Source organism: Sphingomonas xinjiangensis (genome assembly GCF_014199255.1).
Classification (GTDB): domain Bacteria; phylum Pseudomonadota; class Alphaproteobacteria; order Sphingomonadales; family Sphingomonadaceae; genus Sphingomonas; species Sphingomonas xinjiangensis.
Genome location: NZ_JACIJF010000007.1, coordinates 54,566 through 73,140 on the forward strand (window position 1 = coordinate 54,566; position 18,575 = coordinate 73,140).

An 18,575-nucleotide genomic window follows, 5' to 3' on the forward strand; every position below is an offset into this window, starting at 1 on the left:
AGGTGCACGCCCGTGGCACAAGGCGCCGCGTTGGAACGAGTCGGCGCGGGCGGGGTTGGACTCTGGCGAGACGTTCCGCTCTCGAAACAGGAGATTTCGCCCGTGTCCAAGCCGATCCGCCTTGCCGTTGCCGCCATTGCCGCGACGCTGCTCGCGGGGTGCGCCACCACCTACCGCCAGGCGCCGGTGGACGTCACGCGCTATCATCTTGGGCAGCCGATGGAGCGCACCACCGTGGCGATCGAGCCGCTGACCGGCGCAGGCATCGTGATGGGACCGGGATTCCAGACCTATGCTGACGCGGTGGCGGCCGAACTCGCGCGGCTGGGTTATGTCCAATCCACCAGTTCGATGCCCTCGGCCTATATCGGGGTGGTGTCTTTCCGCCGCGGGCCGCGTGGCACGATACGCGAGCAGTCGCCTGTGTCGATCGGCCTGGGCGGGGGCGGCTTCGGCGGCGGGCGCCGTGGGGGCGGCGTCGGCCTGGGCGGCGGGCTGAACTTCGGCTTGGGCGGCGGCAAGACCCGCGAGGTGGTCGGCACCGAATTGTGGGTGCAGCTGCGGCGGCGCGCCGACAACAGCACGATCTGGGAAGGTCGCGCGATCACCGAGACCGTAAGCGGCACCAAGGGCAGCGACCCCCGCGACCAGGCAGTGCGCCTTTCGCGCGCGCTGTTCAGGGACTTCCCAGGCGAGTCCGGGGTGACTACCACGGTCAAATGACCGTTCACATCAACGCCGGCTTCGACAGCGGCAATATCCGTCTGGTGGGCATCGAGGGTGACCGCATCGATCTGGAGATCGTCGCGGATCACCTTTCCGACTTCTTCCAATGGTTCCACTTTCGCGTTGCCGGCGCGAAGGGGCGGACGCTGACCTTCCGCATTTTGAACGCGGGCGGAGCGGCCTATGCGTTCGGCTGGCCGGGCTACCGCGCGCGTTGGAGCAGCGACCGCGGGAACTGGCGGACAACCGAGACGAGTTACGCGAACGGCGTGTTGGAATTCACGCGAACCATCGACAGCGACGTGACTTGGTTCGCCTATTTCGCACCCTATTCGATGGAGCGGCATCACGATCTGATTGCGCGCATGGCCACCCAGCCGGGCGTTATGCACCTTCAGCTCGGCACGACGCTGGACGGCCAGCCGATCGACTATCTGAGCCTTGGCAATGGACCAAAGCAGGTGTGGTTCTATGCCCGCCAGCACCCTGGCGAGACCATGGCCGAGTGGTTCATGGAAGGACTGCTGGAAAAGCTAACCGACGCTGGCGATGCGACGGCGCAGGCGCTGCGCGAGAGGGCGACTTTCCACCTCGTTCCCAACATGAACCCGGACGGTTCACGGCGCGGGCATCTGCGCACGAACGCCGCGGGCGTGAACCTCAACCGCGAATGGCACACGCCCACGCTCGAGCGCAGCCCCGAAGTGCTGTGCGTCCGCGGCCGCATGGACGAGACCGGTGTCGACTTCGCGATGGACGTGCATGGCGATGAGGCGATCCCGGCGAACTTCCTGGCAGGCTTCGAGGGCATTCCCAGCTGGACCGACGCACATGGCAAGAAGTTCTATGACTATGCGCAGCGACTGGCTGCACAAACGCCCGAGTTCCAGACCGAGTTGGGGTATCCGAAGTCGGCGCCGGGCACGGCCAATCTGTCGATGTCGACCAATCAGGTCGCCGAGCGGTTCAGCGCAGTGGCGATGACGCTAGAGATGCCGTTCAAGGATCATGACGCCAACGCCGATCCCGAGTTCGCCTGGTCCCCGGCGCGCTGCAAGGTGCTGGCGCATGCGTCGCTCGACACGCTGGCCTGCATGATCGACGAAATCTGATGCAGATCCGGGAGGGAGGGCTCGACGATCCGCAGGTCTTGGCGCTGTTGCAGCTGCATCTGGAGAGCATGCACGCGCACTCTCCTCCCGAAAGCGTCCATGCTCTTGATGTTGGGCATCTGAAGCGGCCGGAAATCAGCTTCTGGACTGCTTGGGAAGATGACCGGCTGCTGGGTTGTGCGGCCCTGCGCGAGATCGATCCGACGCATGGCGAGATCAAGTCGATGCGCACCGATCCCGGTCAGCTGCGCCGCGGCACCGGCGCAGCCCTGTTGCGGCACATCCTAGAGGTGGCTCGTGGGCGGGGCTATCGCCGGCTAAGCCTGGAGACCGGCACGGGCCCTGCGTTCGAGGCGGCGCATGGGCTATATCGCCAGTTCGGCTTTACCGACTGCGGCCCACTTGCCGGTTATCCTGCCGACGATCCGTTCAGCCGATTCCTGTCGCGAGTGCTCTAGCGGCCCCGCTTTGCGCGCGTGGGCTTCACCAGATGTTCGATGAAGTTGCGCAGCTCGCGGGTACGATACTCGGGGACAGTGACCTGATCGTCCAGGCCGAGCTGCCAGGCGAGGTCGGCGCGGTTCGGCTCAGCATGCAGCGCGTCGACCTGCTGCGCCAATTGCTCGACATCGGCGTTGCTCCGCGCCAGGCCGTGTTCGAGCAAGTCGTCCGATTGACGGCGCAGCGCGGCGGCAACTTCGCGGAGCGATATCTCGGGATGATATTGCACGCCCCAGAACACCCCTTCGCCGCAGCGGATCTCGGCAGCCTGCACCCGCGTGACGCGGTTGCTGGCGAGCAGGGTGGCGCCTTCGGGCAGCGCCTCCACTTCGTCGGTGTGGATCGCGGGCGCGTCATAGCTCGCAGGGCGCCCGTCAAGCAAGGGATGGGCGCGCCCGCGCTCCGTAGCGACTAAGCGGCGGGCGAACCCAGCCTCACGGCGGTCACCCATCGGACGCACCTTGCCGCCCGCCGCGACACAGGCGACCTGGAGGCCGGCGCAGGAGCCGAAGGACGGCGTGCCCGAGGCGAATACCCTGTGCATGAAGTCGATCTGGCGACGCGCCTCGGGGCTGTCCTGCCAGAGGTGAAGCGGCGAGCCGGTGAGGAAAACCGCGTCATACTCCGTCAGCGCCTCGCGGCCGGGGATTTCGGCGCAGCTGTCCGTCGGCTTGATCCGGTCGCACTCGGCGCCGGGGGCGAGTTTGTGCAGTACCTCAAGATAGGTTTCGCCCGAACTGCGGCCGACGCTCTCCCGCCGCTTTTCGCGCGCTTGCGGGGGCTCGCATTCGGCGACAAGGAAACGCATCGGCTAAGTTCCTGAATTCGTGGCGTAGGCAGGGTTGGACGGAACGCCTGCACCGGCCTGGAAGTTGCGCAACCCATGACCGACGAACGAAGCGCGACGCTGCACCGGATGGTGCTTTCCGACCATGTTTGCCCCTTTGGCGTGAAGGCCAAGGCATTGCTCGAAGAGCATGGCTATGCCGTGGACGACCGCCACCTGACCACCCGCGACGAGGTGGAAGCGTTCAAGGAAGAACATGGGCTGCGCACGACGCCGCTGGTGTTCATCGGCGACGAGCGGATCGGCGGGTGCGACGATCTGCAATCCTATCTCGGCCAGCGATAGGCGGCGAGCGATCTAGGCGAACAGCTCTTCCAGGAAGTTCGCCATCGCCTGCCAGCTCCGGCGGTCGGCACGCGGTTCATAGGCGATCGCGGGATTGTCGCCGCGCTTGCGATCGAAGTCGGTGAAGGCATGGCCGGCATGGCCATAAGCGTGGAGCTGCCAATCGGCGCCGCTTTGCGTCATTTCCTGCGCCAGACCTACTGTCACGTCAGGCGGGCAGAGCGGATCGTCCCAGCCATGGCAGATCAGCAGCCGGGCAGTGATCGGCGCCACATTGGCGTAATCGGGGCGGTCATAGACGCCGTGGAACGACACGCCGCCGAGGATCGGCAGCCCGGCGCGCGCCATGTCGAGCACGCATTTTCCGCCGAAACAGAAGCCAATCGCGGCAGTTCTGGCCGGATCGGCGACAGAAAGTTCGGTCAGCGCGTGCAGCGATGCGAACAGCCGGTCGCGCAGCAGCGCGCGGTCGGCGTTCAGTTCGTTCATATACTCCGCGACGTTTTCGGACGCTCCCGTCTTGCGCCGGCCCTGGCCGAAGACGTCGGCGGCGAGCGCGACATAGCCCAGCCGCGCCAGCGCCTCGGCCTTCAGATTGTCGGCTTCCTTCTGCCCCAGGATGTTGGGCACGACCAGCACCGCGGGACGCTCTCCCGCAACGGCGTCATCCCACGCCGCCACGCCTTCGAAGGGGCCGCCTGGGCCGTCATAGACCAGGGTCTGCCGCACGATCGCCATTGTCACCACTCCACCAGCTTGCCCGCCCCGCCCCAGCCGCTAAGGACCTGCCCAACCAGTTGCAAGGAGGTCCCATGCCCAAGCTCGTCCTGATCCGCCACGGCCAGTCGTCGTGGAATTTGGAGAACCGCTTCACCGGCTGGTGGGACGTGAACCTGACCGAGCAGGGCGAGAAGGAAGCATGGGCCGCGGGCGAGCTGATGAAGGAAAAGGGGCTCGATTTCGACCTGACCTTTACCAGCTTCCAAACCCGCGCCATCAAGACGCTGAACCTGGCGCTGGAGGCGATGGGCCGACTGTGGCTGCCAACCGAAAAGGATTGGCGGCTGAACGAGCGGCATTATGGCGGGCTTACCGGCCTCAACAAGGCCGAGACCGCGGCGCTGCACGGCGACGACCAGGTGAAGATCTGGCGCCGCAGCTTCGACGTGCCGCCGCCGCTGCCCGAAGAAGGTTCGGCATGGGATCTGGCCAAGGATGAGCGGTACAGGGGCGTCGCGATCCCGCAGACCGAAAGCCTAAAGGACACGATTGCGCGGGTGCTGCCGTATTGGGAGGCGCGAATCGTGCCCGAGATCAAGGCGGGCAAGCGCGTGCTGATTTCCGCGCATGGCAATTCGTTGCGGGCGCTGGTGAAGCATCTGTCAGGGATCTCGGACGACGAGATCACGGGGCTCGAGATCCCGACTGGGCAGCCGATCGTGTATGAGCTGGACGGCGCGCTAAAGGCGGTGGATCGCTATTATTTGAACGAGCGTTGACAACGGCAATCCCCTTCCTTCCAGGGAGGGGATCAAGGGGTGGGTTGCGTCCAGGCGATACGGATCGCGTGCTTCCTGAAAGGGCAAGTAGCGCGAACACGCCACCCACCCCCAGCCCCTCCCTGCAAGGGAGGGGAGACAGAGGTTGCCCTCCCCCCCCTCCCCCACTAACAAGCCACGCTTCCGCAAGCATGGGGACAGCATGTCGGACGCAGCTTTAGTTGGCATCATCATGGGCAGCACCTCTGATTGGGAGACGATGCGCCATGCCAGCGAGACGCTCGACGCGCTGGGTGTCGCGCATGAAACCAAGGTGGTGTCCGCGCATCGTACCCCGCAACGGCTGTACGATTACGCGCACGGCGCGGCCGATCGCGGGCTGAAGGTCGTGATCGCCGGCGCGGGCGGCGCGGCGCATCTGCCGGGGATGGCGGCGGCGATGACCCACTTGCCGGTGCTGGGCGTGCCGGTGGAGTCCAAGGCACTGAAGGGCATGGATAGCCTGTATTCGATCGTGCAGATGCCCGGCGGTATTCCGGTGGGCACACTGGCGATCGGCAAGCCCGGCGCGATCAACGCCGGGCTGCTGGCCGCGGCGATCCTGGCGACGAGCGACGACGCGCTGGCCGAGCGGCTCAAGGCCTGGCGCGCAGCACAGACCGAGAGCGTCGCGGTGGACCCGCAATGAGCACGCCCGCAGACGTTCTGGCGCCCGGTTCGACGATCGGCATCCTGGGCGGGGGCCAGCTGGGTCGAATGCTCGCGGTGGCGGCGGCGCAGCTTGGCTATCGCACCCACATCCTGGCACCCGATGACGAAAGCGTCGCGGCGCAGACCGCGTCGAGCTTCACCCGCGCCGATTATCACAGCCGCATCGTGCTCGACGAAATGGCCGCGCAGGCCGATGTCGTGACCTACGAGTTCGAGAATATCGCGCTGGCCCCGGTCACCTATCTGGCGGGCAAGGTGCCGGTGCGCCCCGGCGCCAAGAGCCTGGAGATCGCGCAGGACCGCGCGCATGAAAAGGCATTCGTCGGCGATCTGGGCGGGCGCACCGCGCCCTGGGCGCTGGTGACGACGCGCGAGGAGCTGCTGGACGCCGTCGCGAAGATCGGCGCTCCGGCGGTCCTGAAGACGCTGCGGCTGGGCTATGACGGCAAGGGGCAGGTGCGCATCCACGACGCCGCGCAGGCGGAGGCCGCCTGGGCCGAGATCGGCGAGCGGCCGGCCGTACTGGAAGGTTTCGTGACGTTCAGCCACGAATTCTCGATCATCACCGTGCGCGGGCTGGATGGATCGCTGACCAGCTATCCACCGCCGTGGAACGAGCACCGCGAGGGCATCCTGGCGCGATCCTCGCTGCCGGCGCCGGCGGAGATCGCGCGGCATTGGACCGAGGCGGCGGCGCTGGCCGGGCGCGTGGCCGAAGCGCTGGGCCATGTTGGCGTGCTGACCCTGGAGTTCTTTGCAACCGACGAAGGGCCGGTGTTCAACGAAATGGCGCCGCGGGTGCACAATTCGGGGCACTGGACCATCGAGGGCGCCGAGACATCGCAGTTCGAAAACCATATCCGCGCGATCTGTGGGCTGCCGCTGGGATCGACCGCGCTGACGGGCCTGTCGGTGGAAATGGGCAATCTGATCGGCGACGAAGCCGAGGACTGGGCGAAGCTGCTCGCCGAGCCAGGGGTGCACCTGCATCTGTATGGCAAGGGCGATGTGCGGCCGGGCCGCAAGATGGGGCATTGGACGCGGGTGGTGCGGGGGTGAAGCGGCCGGGCCGACAGAGCGCGACAACTGCTTGAGGCGGAAAAGCTGTTCAGCCCCTTTGGCCTTCCTTGTGTTCGGGGTGGTGAAATAGTTCAGCACGAACCGGCTTTGGGTCTGAGACCGTCGCCGGAGTTGGTCAGCCTGGGTCAGGTTGTTGCTGCCACCTTTGTGGAAAGCCACAATCGCATCATTCGTCCCGATCGAGAACGTAGACCTGCTGATCCTGCATACTTCCCCCGTCTCTTGATTACGGCTGCAGCGCCACGGCCTCTTGCCCCCGGGATGGCATAGCGTCGCTGCCGACCTGGAAGCTGTCAGGGGCGAGCAGCACAATGACTCCATTGTCCGTTTGGCCGATCCGTTCGCTGTCGTGTTGGCGCGCGGGATTGAGCTTGGCGACGTCGACCTCGAATCGCACCTCGACCGTGACGCCATCGCGGCTCGACTTGTACAAGCCGCGCCGTCGCGCAGATCGAGCTAATCCAGCTCCATGAAGCGCACGGTTGCGCCGTTCGGTGTCCGCGGCCGCAGACGCGCAAGCCTCAAGCACCAAGCTAGCGACAGACCGATATTCAAAGCATGCATGCGTCCTCCCTGCCCAGCTAGGCTGTCGCAAAACGGCGTCGGCGGTCAACATCCGTTCGACAGCGCGCGTCGGAAGCGAGACGGCTCTCGCCGTTTCTACTCTTAACGAACAGGCCCGCCTCCTTTCGGAAGCGGGCCTGTTCGTTTCAGCGCTGAGAAAGACTCAGGCGCGGGTGCCGGTGATCGGGAAGCTGCCGAACGCGCCGGCGGTCACGGTGCCGTTCAGATTGTCACCTTCGGCCGTCGCTTCGACGGTGAGGCTCATCGGCATCGGCACGGTGATGTCGAGCGTGAAGGTCAGCGTGTCGCCGCTGACCTTGCCGTCCTTGATGTCGGTCGTGCCCAGGCCGCCCGAGAAGGTGCCGGTGAAGGTGTCGCCGTTGCTCTGGACGCTCAGCGTTGCCTGCTGGTCGCCCATCGGCGACTTGGTCACCGTGTTCCAGTTGCCGTCAACGTTCGCCATTACACTCTCTCCGTTTACTTCGATGCGGTGGTGGCGGAAGTCGCCAGCGCCGCTGCGGGAACCACCTCGACAGGGAGGCCCAGGCTGTCAAGCTGAGGCCGGACCTTCGATGCGTCGCCCACCACAACGTAGACGAACCGGTTCGGGTCCAGAGCGCCGCGTGCCGCAGCGTCGAGCTGCTGCACGGTCATGGTGCGATATTTTTGCGCCACGGTGTCATAGAAGTTATCGGGACGGTGGCGCAGGTCATTTTCCTGGAGCGCACCGAGCACCGCGCCGCTGGTTTCGAAGCGACCGGCAAGCTCGCGAGTCGTGCCGTTGACCTCCCGCGTGAGCTCAGCCTGGGTGACGCCCTTGGTGGTCAGGAAATCGCGGACCTGCTGCTGGATCGCCTTGATCGAGTCACCGGTGCGATCGGCCTGGACCGGGGCGCTGATCATGTAGGGCACCGCCCGCTCCATCCAGCTATAGCCGCCGCGCGCGCCGTACGACCAATGCTTGTTCTCGCGCAGCTCCATGTTGATCCGCGACAGGAAGCCGCTGCCCAGCACCTGGTTGGCGGTGAGCTGCGGCAGCAATTCCGTGGCGGGATCGAGCGACGTCATCTGCCCCGCCATGATCAGCGACTGGGGCGAATCCGGACGATCGACCAGCAGGATCTTGGGCGCGGACTGTTGCGGCGCGACGGTGAACGCCTTGGTGCCTGCCGTGCCCTGGCCCTGCCAGGTGCCGAAACGGGCGTCGAGCGCAGCCCTCACCTCGGCAAGCGGACGGTCGCTGACGACATACACCGTCGCCTTGTCCGGACGGATCCAGGCGCGATGGAACGCGACCAGATCGTCGCGGGTCAGTGCCTTTACCGCAGCAGGTTCGCCCGAGCCGGCCGCGAGCTTGGCGTAGGGGTTGCCCTTGCCATAGATCAGCGTCGGCAGCGCGCGATTGGCGAGGCCCTGGGGGCTGGTCAACTCCTGGGCGATGCCGGTCAGCATCTGGGTGCGGACGCGCTCGACCTCGGCCGGGGCGAAGGCGGGGTTACGAACCACGTCGGCAAAGAGATCGACAGAGCCAGCGAGGTTGGCACTGGGCGTGGCGAGGGTCAGATACGTGCGGTCGGCGCTGCTGCCGGTGCCAATGACCGCGCCCAGCCGCTCGCGCGCCTCGGCGATCGCGATCGAATCCTTGGTGGTGGTTCCTTCGTCGAGCAGCGACAGGGTCAGCCCCTGGGTGCCCAGCTTGGTGTCCGGATCGGCAACCGCGCCTGCATCGAAGCTCATCGCGACCTGCGTGATCGGCACGGCCTTGCGCTGGGCGTAGACTAGGTCGATCCCGTTCGACAGCTTGGTGCGGCTGACATCGGGGAAGTCCAGGTCGGTGACCGCCGCCACGCCGGGCAGCGCGCCGCGGGTGCCCTTGGCCGGTTCGGCCTGGGGGGCGGCAGCGGCGGGCTTGGCGGCAGCGACGCCTTGAGCTTCCTGATAGGCGTCGCGCTGGCCGGGCTCGACGATGATGGTCAGCGCCGGGCGCGTGAGCCACTTGGCGCCGGCGGCCTTGACCTGCGCCGGCGTCACGCGCGCCATCGCCTCAAGCTGCTTTTTGAAGAACAGCGGATCGTTCGAATAGAGTTCGCCCGAGGCAAGCGCGACGGCCTTTCCGCCAAAGCCGCCAACCGATTCCAGCCCGGCGATGCGCTGGGCGACGTTGGTGGTGGCGACACGCTGGACCTCGTCTGCGGTGGGGCCGTTGCGGATCAGGTCGGTCATGATCGCGTCCAGGCGCTGGGACACGCTGGCGGCGTCGACGCCGGGCTTCACGATCGCCTGCACGGTGAACATGCCGAGCTGCGCCATCGACTGGACGCCGGCGGACACCTGCACCACGCTCTTTTCCCTGCGGACCAGCGCGTTGTCGAGCCGCGAGCTGGCAAGGCCGCCCAGCACTTCGCCGAACACGTCGAGCGGGACGGCGTCGGCGTCGTTGAGCCCGGGCACCGCCCAGGTCTTGAGGATCATGGTGGCGGCGACGCGGTCCTTCATGGTGACCGTCTTGGGCTGGGCCAGGGTGGGCACGGTTACCGCCGGCAGACGGCTTTCGGGACCCGCCTTGATGCCGCCGAAATACTTTTCGACCAGCGGCCGCGCGGTTGCGACGTCGATGTCACCGGCGAGCACCAGCACCGCGTTGTTGGGACCGTAGTGCGAGCGGAACCAGTTCTTCACATCCTCAAGGCTGGCGGCGTCGAGATCCTCCATCGAGCCGATGACGTTGTGGCCATAAGGCGTACCGCCGAGCAGCTCTTCGAGCACCTTGTAATAGACCAGTCCATAAGGCTGGTTGTCGCCCTGGCGCTTCTCGTTCTGAACCACGCCGCGCTGTTCATCGAGCACCCCTTGGGTGATCGCGCCGAGCAGGTAGCCCATGCGGTCGCTTTCGAGGAACAGCGCGCGGTCGAGCGCTTGCTTTGGCACGGTCTCGAAATAGTTGGTGCGATCAAAGCTTGTGGTGCCGTTGAAGTCGGTGGCGCCGACCTGCTTAAGCGGTTCGAAGAAGTCGCCCGGCGCATTTTCCGACCCGTTGAACATCAGATGCTCGAACAAGTGCGCGAAGCCGGTCTTGCCCTTGGGCTCATGCTTGGAACCGACATCGTACCAGGTGGACACCGCGACGATCGGCGCCTTGCGGTCGGTATGGACCAGCACCTTGAGGCCATTGTCGAGCGTGAAGCTCTGATAGGGGATGTCAACCTGCTTCACCAGCGTGGCGACGGGTACGGGCTTGGCGGTGCTCGCCTGAGTCTGGGCGGTGGCGGCGGGCGTGAGCGTGGCAGTGGCGAGCGCGCAGGTGGCGGCGCTGCAGAACATCAGGAACGGCTTCATCGGATCCCCCGAGATGTGTGATGGCCGAGCATAACAGGCGAGTACCCGCCCGCAAGCGACCTTCGTGATCGCGGGCACTTGCGGAGGAGACCGCTCCGTTATGGAGGCGGCTCCCGCCCGCCTGGCTTGATCCGCGGGGCCGCTGGGGCATGCTTGCCGTTGAGGGAGCATGGCATGGCGGCATATGCGCAGCGCAAGGCAGACCGAGTTGCGGCACCGGTGGCGGAGTCCTCCTCGGACCTCGCCGTTCACGATGGCCTGAACGCCCGAAGCGCGGTGACGCAAGCCACAGCGACCGCGGCACGACTGAACGCGCGGGCGGAAACTGTGCACCGCAAGCCCAGCCGCAGCGAAGGCCTCCCCGAGCCGCTGCGCACCAGCATGGAAGCGATATCCGGCATCGCGCTGGATGATGTGACCGTGCACCGCAATTCGGACGAGCCGGCGCAGATGCAGGCCCATGCCTATGCGCAGGGGACGGACATCCATCTGGCGCCGGGACAAGATAGGCACCTGCCGCATGAGGCGTGGCATGTGGTGCAGCAGAAGCAGGGGCGAGTTCGGCCCACCTTGCAGATGGCGCGCGGCGTCGGGGTGAATGACGATCCGCACCTGGAAAATGAGGCGGATGTGATGGGAGCGCGGGCGCTTGTGCGCGTCGAGTCCAAACCTGCGGAAGCGCGCAGAGCAACCCCATATGCCGAGCCCGTCGCACAGTGCACCGGGGGCCGATTGCGCCGCCGGCTAGTGCAGACCGCGATTACCTTCGGCACCGGTCTCCTCGGCTACGATCAGTATCAACAGCATGACCGGAACAAGATCGTGGGCCCGCGCAAGCAGGGCAAGAAGATATGAGCCCCGACAGTCCGACTAATTATAGGCTCCACAAGCGAGACCCGCTGTATCGGGAAAAGTATGACGAAGTGATGCGCAATCACCGAGAGCGCCCCTATGTGCGCGACGCGCTCCACGAGACCCAGCCGCTGATGCAATCCGCGATGAACCCAACTTTGGGAAACCTATGGACCGCCATGGGCTCACTGTTCAGTCGCAAGACGTGGCAGGGCACCGATCCGAAGAATACGCCTTCGATCAACGTTACCAACATCGACCTGTTGAAGAACCCGGAACTTTCGAAGAACTTCAAGGCGCGCGCCAGGCAAATGGAAGAATCTGGTCAAAATCCGAATGTCACGACGCTCTACTCGGGCCATGGCCCCTCCGGTACCGAACATATCGCCAGAAGCGGTCACGACCCTGCTTATGGGCAATATCATTCGGGAATCTTCGGCGTTCTCGCCAAAGGGCATGGCGCGCTGGGTAGGGGCACCTACGCGTCCGACCAAGTGAACAAAGCGGTGACGTATGGAAGTGGCGGTCAGAAGGCGGGCGAGGAGCGTTCAATCCTGCAATATGATGTGGCCTTGGGAAAGACTCATGAGACTACCGACCGCGGCGAACTCCGCCACCGCCACCACAACGAGCTGGTCCGGCCCCCGTTTGGCAAGGCAGTCGAGGAGGGCATTTCCGCGCCTCGTGAGGAAGCGGAATACTGGCGGACGGTTGACTCGATAAAGGGGGTAAAGAGCTCGACCCCTGGGGCCGGAGTTCCCGGCACTATCGCGCACAGCAAACAATTCGACTCAAACGAGTTTCTTATTCGTAATCCCGATCAGATACTCCCCAAAGCTAGGATTTTCTACACATTGCCGGAACTCGAGGAGCGGGCCAGGAAGGAGAAGGAGGACTGAGGCCACAACTCCTCAGAGCCCTTGTGTTGCCCAAAAGCAACACTACCTTACCCCCGTAACCAACAGGGGGACGCATGAACCTCGAGAAATTTTCTGATCGCGCCAAGGGGTTTCTCCAGTCGGCGCTGACCGTGGCGATCCGGATGAGTCATCAGCGGATCTCGCCCGAGCATCTTTTGAAGGCGCTGCTCGAGGATGAGCAGGGCATGGCTTCGGGGCTTATCCAGGCGGCCGGCGGTGATGCCAGGCAGGCGCTCCTTGTCACCGACGCCGCACTGGCCAGGATCCCGGCGGTGTCGGGCAGCGGCGCGCAGCAGCAGCCCGGACTCGACAATGATCTGGTGCGCGTGCTCGACCAGGCCGAGCAGGTTGCGCAGAAAGCCGGCGACAGCTTTGTCACGGTGGAGCGGATGCTGCTCGCGCTGACGCTGGCGACGACGACCGCCGCGGGCAAGGCGCTTGCCGCCGCGGGGGTGACGCCTGAAGGTCTCAACGCCGCGATCAACGCGCTGCGCAAGGGCAAGACCGCCGACAGCGCGGGCGCCGAGGACCGCTATGATGCGCTCAAGAAATTCGCCCGCGACCTGACGCAGGCGGCGCGCGACGGCAAGCTCGATCCGGTGATCGGTCGCGACGAGGAGATCCGCCGCACCATCCAGATCCTGGCGCGGCGCACCAAGAACAATCCCGTCCTGATCGGCGAGCCCGGCGTCGGCAAGACCGCCATCGCCGAGGGGCTTGCGCTGCGCATCGCCAATGGCGACGTGCCGGACAATTTGAAGAACCGCACACTGATGTCACTCGACATGGGTTCGCTGATCGCCGGCGCGAAGTATCGCGGCGAGTTCGAGGAGCGGCTGAAGGGCGTGCTCGATGAAGTGAAGGCGGGCGAAGGCGACATCGTCCTGTTCATCGACGAGATGCACCAGCTGATCGGCGCGGGCAAAGGCGAGGGTGCGATGGACGCGGGCAATCTGCTCAAGCCCGCACTGGCGCGCGGCGAGTTGCATTGCATCGGCGCGACCACGCTCGACGAGTACCGCAAATATGTCGAAAAGGACCCCGCGCTCCAGCGGCGCTTCCAGCCGGTGTTCGTCGGCGAACCGACCGTCGAGGACACGATCTCGATCCTGCGCGGGCTGAAGGAGAAATACGAGCTGCACCACGGCGTGCGCATCACCGATGCGTCGATCGTGAGCGCGGCGACCCTGTCGAACCGCTACATCACCGACCGCTTCCTGCCCGACAAGGCGATCGATCTGATGGACGAGGCCGCCAGCCGCATTCGCATGGAAGTGGAATCCAAGCCCGAGGAAATCGAGAACCTCGACCGGCGGATCATCCAGCTCAAGATCGAGCGCGAGGCGCTGAAGAAGGAAACCGATGCCGCATCCAAGGACCGGCTCTCAGCGCTCGAAGCCGAATTGGTCAGCCTGGAGGCGCAGTCGGCGGAGCTGACCGGCCGCTGGCAGGCGGAAAAGGACAAGATCAACGCCGAATCGCGGATCAAGGAACAGCTGGATGCCGCGCGCATCGAGCTGGAACAGGCGCAGCGTGCCGGCGATCTTGGCAAGATGGCCGAGCTGAACTACGGTACCATCCCTGCCCTCACCCGCCAGTTGGAGGAAGCGGAGGCGACCACCAAGGGCGCGATGCTGCGCGAGGAAGTGACGTCTGAGGACATCGCGTCCATCGTAGCGCGCTGGACGGGCATTCCGGTCGACAAGATGCTGGAAGGCGAGCGCGAGAAGCTGCTCCAGATGGAAGCCCAGCTAGGCAAGCGGGTGATCGGCCAGGCCGATGCCGTGAAGGCGGTCGCAACCGCGGTGCGGCGCTCGCGGGCCGGCTTGCAGGACCCGAACCGGCCCTTGGGGTCGTTCCTGTTCCTCGGGCCAACCGGGGTCGGCAAGACCGAGCTAACCAAGGCGCTGGCCGAGTTCCTGTTCGACGATCCCAACGCGATGGTGCGGATCGACATGAGCGAGTTCATGGAGAAGCATTCGGTCGCACGGCTGCTCGGCGCACCTCCCGGCTATGTCGGTTATGAGGAAGGTGGCGTTCTAACCGAAGCGGTCCGGCGGCGACCCTATCAGGTGGTGTTGTTCGACGAGGTCGAGAAGGCGCATGGTGACGTGTTCAACGTGCTGCTCCAGATGCTCGACGACGGACGGCTTACCGATGGCCAGGGCCGCACGGTGGATTTCTCGAACACCATCATCATCCTGACGTCCAATCTCGGCTCGCAACATCTGACCAATCTGGCCGACGGTCAGAAGGTGGAGGATGTCGAGCCGCAGGTGATGGAGATCGTCCGCGCGCATTTCCGTCCCGAGTTCCTCAACCGGCTCGACGAGATCATCCTGTTCCACCGGCTGGCCGCCGAGCACATGGCGCCGATCGTCGACATCCAGGTCGGCCGCGTTGCCAAGCTGCTCAAGGACCGCAAGATCGGCATCACGCTGAGCGACGCGGCGCGCGCGTGGCTGGGGCGGGTCGGTTATGATCCAGTCTATGGCGCCCGGCCCCTCAAACGGGCGGTGCAGCGCTACCTCCAGGATCCGCTCGCCGACTTGATCCTGCGTGGCGACGTGAAGGATGGGTCCAGCGTGCAGGTGGATGAAGGCGACGGTGCGCTGAAGCTTAGCGTCGGGTAAGCATGCGGTGGACCCGATCCATTGGTCGGGCCGCTTTGTGTATCAGGCCATGGAGTATCCCATCCGTTCGACCCAAGGCGCGAGGATCGGCAGTACGGGTTCGAGCTGCTCGCGGTAACGTTCCCAGCGGCCGGCCGAGCGGCGGTAGATCGGCTGGCCCACTTGCGCATAGCTGGCAGTGCGGATTTGGCCGCGTTTAGCGGCGCTCGCCTGATTATCAATCACGTCTGGGTTCCAGGCCAGGCCGAGGAAGTCGAGCAGGCTGCGCATCTCTCCCTCGACGTCCTCGACCACGCGTTCATAGCGCACGCGGTGGACGCGCAGCGGCAGGACCTGAGTCGCGTGGGTCCAGGCCGTGAACGCCGCGTCGTATAGCGCAGCTGCACCTTCTAGCGTGAAGAAGTGCGCCATCGCGCGATTGGGCTGAAAGTTCGAGATAAAGCAACTGAGCAGCACATCGCAGGGGTGGCGCTCGGCGAACAGGATGGGCGCGTCGGGGAACAACCGATGGATGAGCCGCATCCGCGTCATGTGCAGGGGGAACTTGTCGATGATCAGCGCGCCTGGCAGCGGCGGAGCAATGCCGTCCAGTTCCTGAAAGTAAGTATCGCGGAGCGCGGCGAGTTCGTCTTGGTTCAACGAGTCGAGCTGGGTGAAGTCTCCGAGTTCGGCCTCCACCGCGGCCAACACGGGCAGTTCCTCGAGCACGTGCGCGCCGGGAACGCCCATCAGCAGCGTGTCGAGCAGCGTGGTGCCCGAGCGCGGGAAGCCTGCGAGGAAGATCGGCGTGCCTGACGCCCGAGGAGCGGGCGCGGATTCGCGGGGCTGAGAATTGGAGATGTGAGCGGCTTCGGCGCGGATCTTCGCCAGATAGCGATCGGCATCCGCCATCAGCGCGGGCGAGGTGCGGGCGCGGGTATGCTGCTTCATCCGGGTAAACGCGGCAAAGGCTCCCTCCGGATCGTTGAGACGGTCGAGCACTTCACCGAGCAGATGCTCGCGGCGAACAGGGTCGATAGTCTCGGGCACCTGCACGACGAGCGCATGCGCGGCCGCGAAGTCGCCCTCGCGACGCAGCGCGGATGCGCGGAGGAAGTCCAGCTCAGGCGCATCGCCGTCGGACCGCTCGACCTGGGCGATCAACTGCTGGAGATCGTCGAGGCGGTTGAGGTTCTCGAGCAGCATGCCGAGTTCCAGCGTAGCCGCAAGGTGGTTCGGATCGATCGACAGCGCGCGGCGAAATGCGAGCTCCGCGAGATCGGGGTCGCGCATCGCGCTCTCGGCTAGGCCAAGTTCGTAGTGGATGTCTGCCTGGCCGGGAAACTGCTGGGCAGCGGAGCGGATCAAGGCGCGCTGATCGGCGTGGCGGCCCGCCTCCGAAAGCATCTTGGCGGCGTTGATGCGCAGCTCCGGGATCGCCGGCCGCAGCAGGATGGCGCGGTTGAAGGCCTTGCCGGCTTCTCGGGTCGCGCCCGAGGCGGTCAGCGCGTTGCCGAGATTGTTCCAGCTTTCGAAGTCGTCAGGAAAGGCGGTTACGACCTGGCGATAGTCGGTCACTGCGCCATCGTGCTCGCCGGCACGATGGCGAAGATAGGCGCGGATTCGCGCAAGCTGGGGCGAAACTACCGCTTCGGACCCGCAGGCGGCGAGCGCTTCGTTGGTTTGGCCGAGGTCGGTGAGAACGAGCGCGAGGTTGGTCCGGGTCGGCTGATCGTCCGGGCGAAGCGCCAGCGCCTCGCGAAGGTGCGTGGCTGCCGCCTCGGGCGCGTGGTCGCGGGCGGCGAGCAGGCCGGCAAAGGCGTGGAGCGAATGCGCATCGGGTGCGGCGGCCAGGCCTTGCTCGACGATGACCCGGGCGGCGGCGAGGTCGCCGGCGCGCAGACGTCCGCCAGCGCGCGCCAAAATGTCTTCGTGCATGTCATTACCTCAAACAATGGCCGGGCGGGCAACGTCGAACGCGATGGTTAGGCGCTCGCCGGCGGCGAAGGGAATGGTGCCATGCCACAAGGTGGACGGGAAGAGGACGAGGCGGCCGGGCTTGGGCTCAACGGTGTGATATGCCGGCAAGTCGATGCCGAGCTCGGCCTGAGGGATGCCGAGCATCAAGTGACCGGCCCGGGTCTGGTCGTCGGGTGCGCGCGTGGGTGAGGCGATGTACAATGCCGAACTTATCCAGCCATGGGTATGGACATGCGCCGCATGGCTGCCGCCCCCGCGCAGGCGTACCGACCAGGACCCGGCGAGCCGCGGCGCACCGTCGCGGCGGGGGGCGAGGGTCGGATGGCGAGGGTCAGGTGCCGGAAGTTGGGCGATGTGCCCGGCGACGGCGTCGAGAACTACCTGGCGCACGGCTATCAGTTCGGGCTCAATACGGGCGAACAGGGCTCCGTCTGTCTGGGTGCCCCCACGGACCGACTGATCGAAATGCGGCGCCTGGGCGCGGTGAAGTTCACGCAGCATCTCGGCCAAGCAGTCGAGCGGCGGGAGTCGTTCGGCGAGGTCGATGATCGAGACCAGCCGGGAGTCGCCCTCTAGCCAGGCAGCGCGGGAGTCGCCAATAAGACGCCAGGCGATTGAGGCATAGGGCCAGAGTTCGGCACCCTCGCCTGCGTGAATCCAGCGGTCGAGGATCGGCAGGGTGGCGTCGGCGCGGCCGAACCGCAGTAAGTGACGCACGCGGTGCATCGCCGCGCTTGCATCGGCATCCGCCGGCAGACGCGCATAAAGCCGGTCAGCACCAGCAGAGTCGCCCGCTTCGGAACGAGCTATGACCTCGAGTTGATCGAGAAATGGCTGCGCGCCGAGCGCCTGGCGAGCATCGGCGAGCAGCTTCAGCGCGCGCTCGTGATGATTGGCGCGGATGAGCGTAGCTAGATAAGCCTGCCATAAAGCGGGTTCCTGCGGTCGCGCCTGCAGAGCCCTGTCGAACGAGGCAGTGAAGGCGGGCCCCTCACGAAGGAGGCTGCGCAGTTGAGCCAGCGTCTGATGCCCTGAGATCCAGCGCGGCTCCAAATCGAGCATATCCTGAAGCTCGCGCATGGCCGTCGTGGCGTCGCCGCTGGCAAAGCGGGCTGCGGCCAGTCCCAGCAATACGTCGCCCTCGACCGGGTTGAGGCTGCGGGCACGCTCAAACAGCCCGACTGCGTCGAGACCAGCTTCGAGCACCACCCGAGCATGTCCGTGGGCGATGGAGAGGTCCGACGGCAGCAGCCGCGCTGCGGTTTGGAAGGAGGAAATCGCCTCCTCCCGACGGTCGAGCGATCGGAGCAGTAGGCCGTGCCACTGCCATAGCCGCGCATCGCGGCGGTTGGAGGGAAGCAGGGTTTCGACTTCGGAGAGGCTCGCGACCTCGCTGCCGTTGGCCAGCGCAGCGCTGGCGCGGCCCATCACCGCGGCACGAGAGCGGGAATCGTTAGCCTTAGGGAGTGGAGTCAGAGGCATCAGCAAAAGGGTAGCACGGGAGGAAGGGACACGCAGCGTGCAAGGCGAGCCGCACCCCTAGCACATAC

At 65.6% G+C, this 18,575-nt stretch carries 17 protein-coding genes; 10 read left to right on the forward strand and 7 right to left on the reverse strand.

What is annotated here, in order from left to right:
* Positions 1–102: 102 nt before the first annotated feature.
* The 3 genes from FHT02_RS12555 to FHT02_RS12565 are packed head-to-tail and all read left to right on the forward strand — an operon-like array spanning position 103 to position 2,296.
* Positions 103–723 (forward strand): DUF4136 domain-containing protein, encoded by a 621-nt coding sequence (locus FHT02_RS12555; RefSeq protein WP_343056936.1) that lies wholly within the window; start codon positions 103–105, stop codon positions 721–723.
* Positions 720–1,838 (forward strand): M14 family metallopeptidase, encoded by a 1,119-nt coding sequence (locus FHT02_RS12560; RefSeq protein ID WP_184088074.1) that lies wholly within the window; start codon positions 720–722, stop codon positions 1,836–1,838. Before FHT02_RS12555 ends, FHT02_RS12560 begins: the two co-directional genes overlap by 4 nt.
* A complete protein-coding gene (locus tag FHT02_RS12565) occupies positions 1,838–2,296 on the forward strand; it encodes a GNAT family N-acetyltransferase (protein ID WP_184088076.1) in 459 nt (152 codons plus the stop codon). The genes FHT02_RS12560 and FHT02_RS12565 overlap by 1 nt, the downstream gene beginning before the upstream one ends.
* On the opposite strand, the gene FHT02_RS12570 is transcribed toward FHT02_RS12565, so the two are convergent.
* Positions 2,293–3,147 carry a type 1 glutamine amidotransferase gene (locus FHT02_RS12570; protein WP_184088078.1) on the reverse strand — a complete coding sequence of 285 codons (855 nt, stop codon included), beginning with the start codon at positions 3,145–3,147 and terminating at the stop codon, positions 2,293–2,295. The genes FHT02_RS12565 and FHT02_RS12570 overlap by 4 nt on opposite strands.
* A gap of 75 nt (positions 3,148–3,222) precedes the next feature.
* Between FHT02_RS12570 and FHT02_RS12575 the strand changes: the two genes are divergently transcribed.
* Positions 3,223–3,471: a glutaredoxin domain-containing protein gene (locus FHT02_RS12575; RefSeq protein ID WP_184088080.1), complete on the forward strand. Its 249-nt coding sequence runs from the start codon at positions 3,223–3,225 to the stop codon at positions 3,469–3,471.
* A gap of 12 nt (positions 3,472–3,483) precedes the next feature.
* Here FHT02_RS12575 and FHT02_RS12580 read toward each other — a convergent pair whose 3' ends face one another.
* The gene (locus FHT02_RS12580) at positions 3,484–4,209 is read right to left on the reverse strand and encodes a dienelactone hydrolase family protein (protein ID WP_184088082.1); all 726 of its coding nucleotides are present in this window, start codon (positions 4,207–4,209) and stop codon (positions 3,484–3,486) included.
* Positions 4,210–4,283: 74 nt separating this feature from the next.
* Here FHT02_RS12580 and gpmA point away from each other — a divergent pair, with 74 nt between their 5' ends.
* The 3 genes from gpmA to FHT02_RS12595 all read left to right on the forward strand — a co-directional run bounded on the left by gpmA (position 4,284) and on the right by FHT02_RS12595 (position 6,740).
* A complete protein-coding gene (gene gpmA / locus FHT02_RS12585) occupies positions 4,284–4,970 on the forward strand; it encodes a 2,3-diphosphoglycerate-dependent phosphoglycerate mutase (protein WP_184088084.1) in 687 nt (228 codons plus the stop codon).
* Between the two features lie 202 nt (positions 4,971–5,172).
* Positions 5,173–5,658, forward strand: a complete 486-nt coding sequence (purE, locus tag FHT02_RS12590) for a 5-(carboxyamino)imidazole ribonucleotide mutase (RefSeq protein WP_184088086.1) — start codon at positions 5,173–5,175, stop codon at positions 5,656–5,658.
* Complete coding sequence (locus tag FHT02_RS12595) at positions 5,655–6,740, forward strand: 5-(carboxyamino)imidazole ribonucleotide synthase (RefSeq protein ID WP_184088088.1); 1,086 nt, start codon at positions 5,655–5,657, stop codon at positions 6,738–6,740. The genes purE and FHT02_RS12595 overlap by 4 nt, the downstream gene beginning before the upstream one ends.
* Positions 6,741–6,987: 247 nt before the next feature.
* Here the strand turns inward: FHT02_RS12595 and FHT02_RS12600 are convergent, their stop codons facing one another.
* The 3 genes from FHT02_RS12600 to FHT02_RS12610 all read right to left on the reverse strand — a co-directional run bounded on the left by FHT02_RS12600 (position 6,988) and on the right by FHT02_RS12610 (position 10,661).
* A complete protein-coding gene (locus FHT02_RS12600; RefSeq protein WP_184088090.1) occupies positions 6,988–7,194 on the reverse strand; it encodes a hypothetical protein in 207 nt (68 codons plus the stop codon).
* 294 nt (positions 7,195–7,488) lie between these two features.
* Positions 7,489–7,788 (reverse strand): hypothetical protein, encoded by a 300-nt coding sequence (locus tag FHT02_RS12605; protein ID WP_184088092.1) that lies wholly within the window; start codon positions 7,786–7,788, stop codon positions 7,489–7,491.
* A 14-nt stretch (positions 7,789–7,802) separates the two neighbouring features.
* Positions 7,803–10,661, reverse strand: a complete 2,859-nt coding sequence (locus tag FHT02_RS12610; RefSeq protein ID WP_184088094.1) for a M16 family metallopeptidase — start codon at positions 10,659–10,661, stop codon at positions 7,803–7,805.
* Positions 10,662–10,835: 174 nt separating this feature from the next.
* Between FHT02_RS12610 and FHT02_RS12615 the strand changes: the two genes are divergently transcribed.
* The 3 genes from FHT02_RS12615 to clpB all read left to right on the forward strand — a co-directional run bounded on the left by FHT02_RS12615 (position 10,836) and on the right by clpB (position 15,066).
* Positions 10,836–11,516, forward strand: coding sequence for an eCIS core domain-containing protein (locus tag FHT02_RS12615; RefSeq protein WP_184088096.1), 681 nt, complete (start codon positions 10,836–10,838; stop codon positions 11,514–11,516).
* On the forward strand, positions 11,513–12,412 hold the full coding sequence (locus tag FHT02_RS12620; RefSeq protein WP_184088098.1) for a poly(ADP-ribose) polymerase family protein: 900 nt from the start codon (positions 11,513–11,515) through the stop codon (positions 12,410–12,412). Before FHT02_RS12615 ends, FHT02_RS12620 begins: the two co-directional genes overlap by 4 nt.
* A 74-nt stretch (positions 12,413–12,486) precedes the next feature.
* The gene (gene clpB, locus FHT02_RS12625) at positions 12,487–15,066 is read left to right on the forward strand and encodes an ATP-dependent chaperone ClpB (protein WP_184088100.1); all 2,580 of its coding nucleotides are present in this window, start codon (positions 12,487–12,489) and stop codon (positions 15,064–15,066) included.
* A 42-nt stretch (positions 15,067–15,108) separates the two neighbouring features.
* Here clpB and FHT02_RS12630 read toward each other — a convergent pair whose 3' ends face one another.
* Positions 15,109–16,983: a tetratricopeptide repeat-containing sulfotransferase family protein gene (locus FHT02_RS12630; RefSeq protein ID WP_184088102.1), complete on the reverse strand. Its 1,875-nt coding sequence runs from the start codon at positions 16,981–16,983 to the stop codon at positions 15,109–15,111.
* A 9-nt stretch (positions 16,984–16,992) separates the two neighbouring features.
* Positions 16,993–18,453 (reverse strand): putative 2OG-Fe(II) oxygenase, encoded by a 1,461-nt coding sequence (locus tag FHT02_RS12635; RefSeq protein ID WP_184088105.1) that lies wholly within the window; start codon positions 18,451–18,453, stop codon positions 16,993–16,995.
* Positions 18,454–18,575: the final 122 nt, after the last annotated feature.

Coding starts and splice junctions, on each gene's coding strand:
- FHT02_RS12635 (WP_184088105.1), bottom strand. CDS start 18,453: ATGGGCCGCGCCAGCGCTGCGCTGGCCAACGGCAGCGAGGTCGCGAGC.
- FHT02_RS12615 (WP_184088096.1), top strand. CDS start 10,836: ATGGCGGCATATGCGCAGCGCAAGGCAGACCGAGTTGCGGCACCGGTG.
- FHT02_RS12605 (WP_184088092.1), bottom strand. CDS start 7,788: ATGGCGAACGTTGACGGCAACTGGAACACGGTGACCAAGTCGCCGATG.
- FHT02_RS12565 (WP_184088076.1), top strand. CDS start 1,838: ATGCAGATCCGGGAGGGAGGGCTCGACGATCCGCAGGTCTTGGCGCTG.
- FHT02_RS12630 (WP_184088102.1), bottom strand. CDS start 16,983: ATGCACGAAGACATTTTGGCGCGCGCTGGCGGACGTCTGCGCGCCGGC.
- FHT02_RS12620 (WP_184088098.1), top strand. CDS start 11,513: ATGAGCCCCGACAGTCCGACTAATTATAGGCTCCACAAGCGAGACCCG.
- FHT02_RS12560 (WP_184088074.1), top strand. CDS start 720: ATGACCGTTCACATCAACGCCGGCTTCGACAGCGGCAATATCCGTCTG.
- FHT02_RS12575 (WP_184088080.1), top strand. CDS start 3,223: ATGACCGACGAACGAAGCGCGACGCTGCACCGGATGGTGCTTTCCGAC.
- FHT02_RS12580 (WP_184088082.1), bottom strand. CDS start 4,209: ATGGCGATCGTGCGGCAGACCCTGGTCTATGACGGCCCAGGCGGCCCC.
- gpmA (WP_184088084.1), top strand. CDS start 4,284: ATGCCCAAGCTCGTCCTGATCCGCCACGGCCAGTCGTCGTGGAATTTG.
- FHT02_RS12570 (WP_184088078.1), bottom strand. CDS start 3,147: ATGCGTTTCCTTGTCGCCGAATGCGAGCCCCCGCAAGCGCGCGAAAAG.
- FHT02_RS12610 (WP_184088094.1), bottom strand. CDS start 10,661: ATGAAGCCGTTCCTGATGTTCTGCAGCGCCGCCACCTGCGCGCTCGCC.
- clpB (WP_184088100.1), top strand. CDS start 12,487: ATGAACCTCGAGAAATTTTCTGATCGCGCCAAGGGGTTTCTCCAGTCG.
- purE (WP_184088086.1), top strand. CDS start 5,173: ATGTCGGACGCAGCTTTAGTTGGCATCATCATGGGCAGCACCTCTGAT.
- FHT02_RS12595 (WP_184088088.1), top strand. CDS start 5,655: ATGAGCACGCCCGCAGACGTTCTGGCGCCCGGTTCGACGATCGGCATC.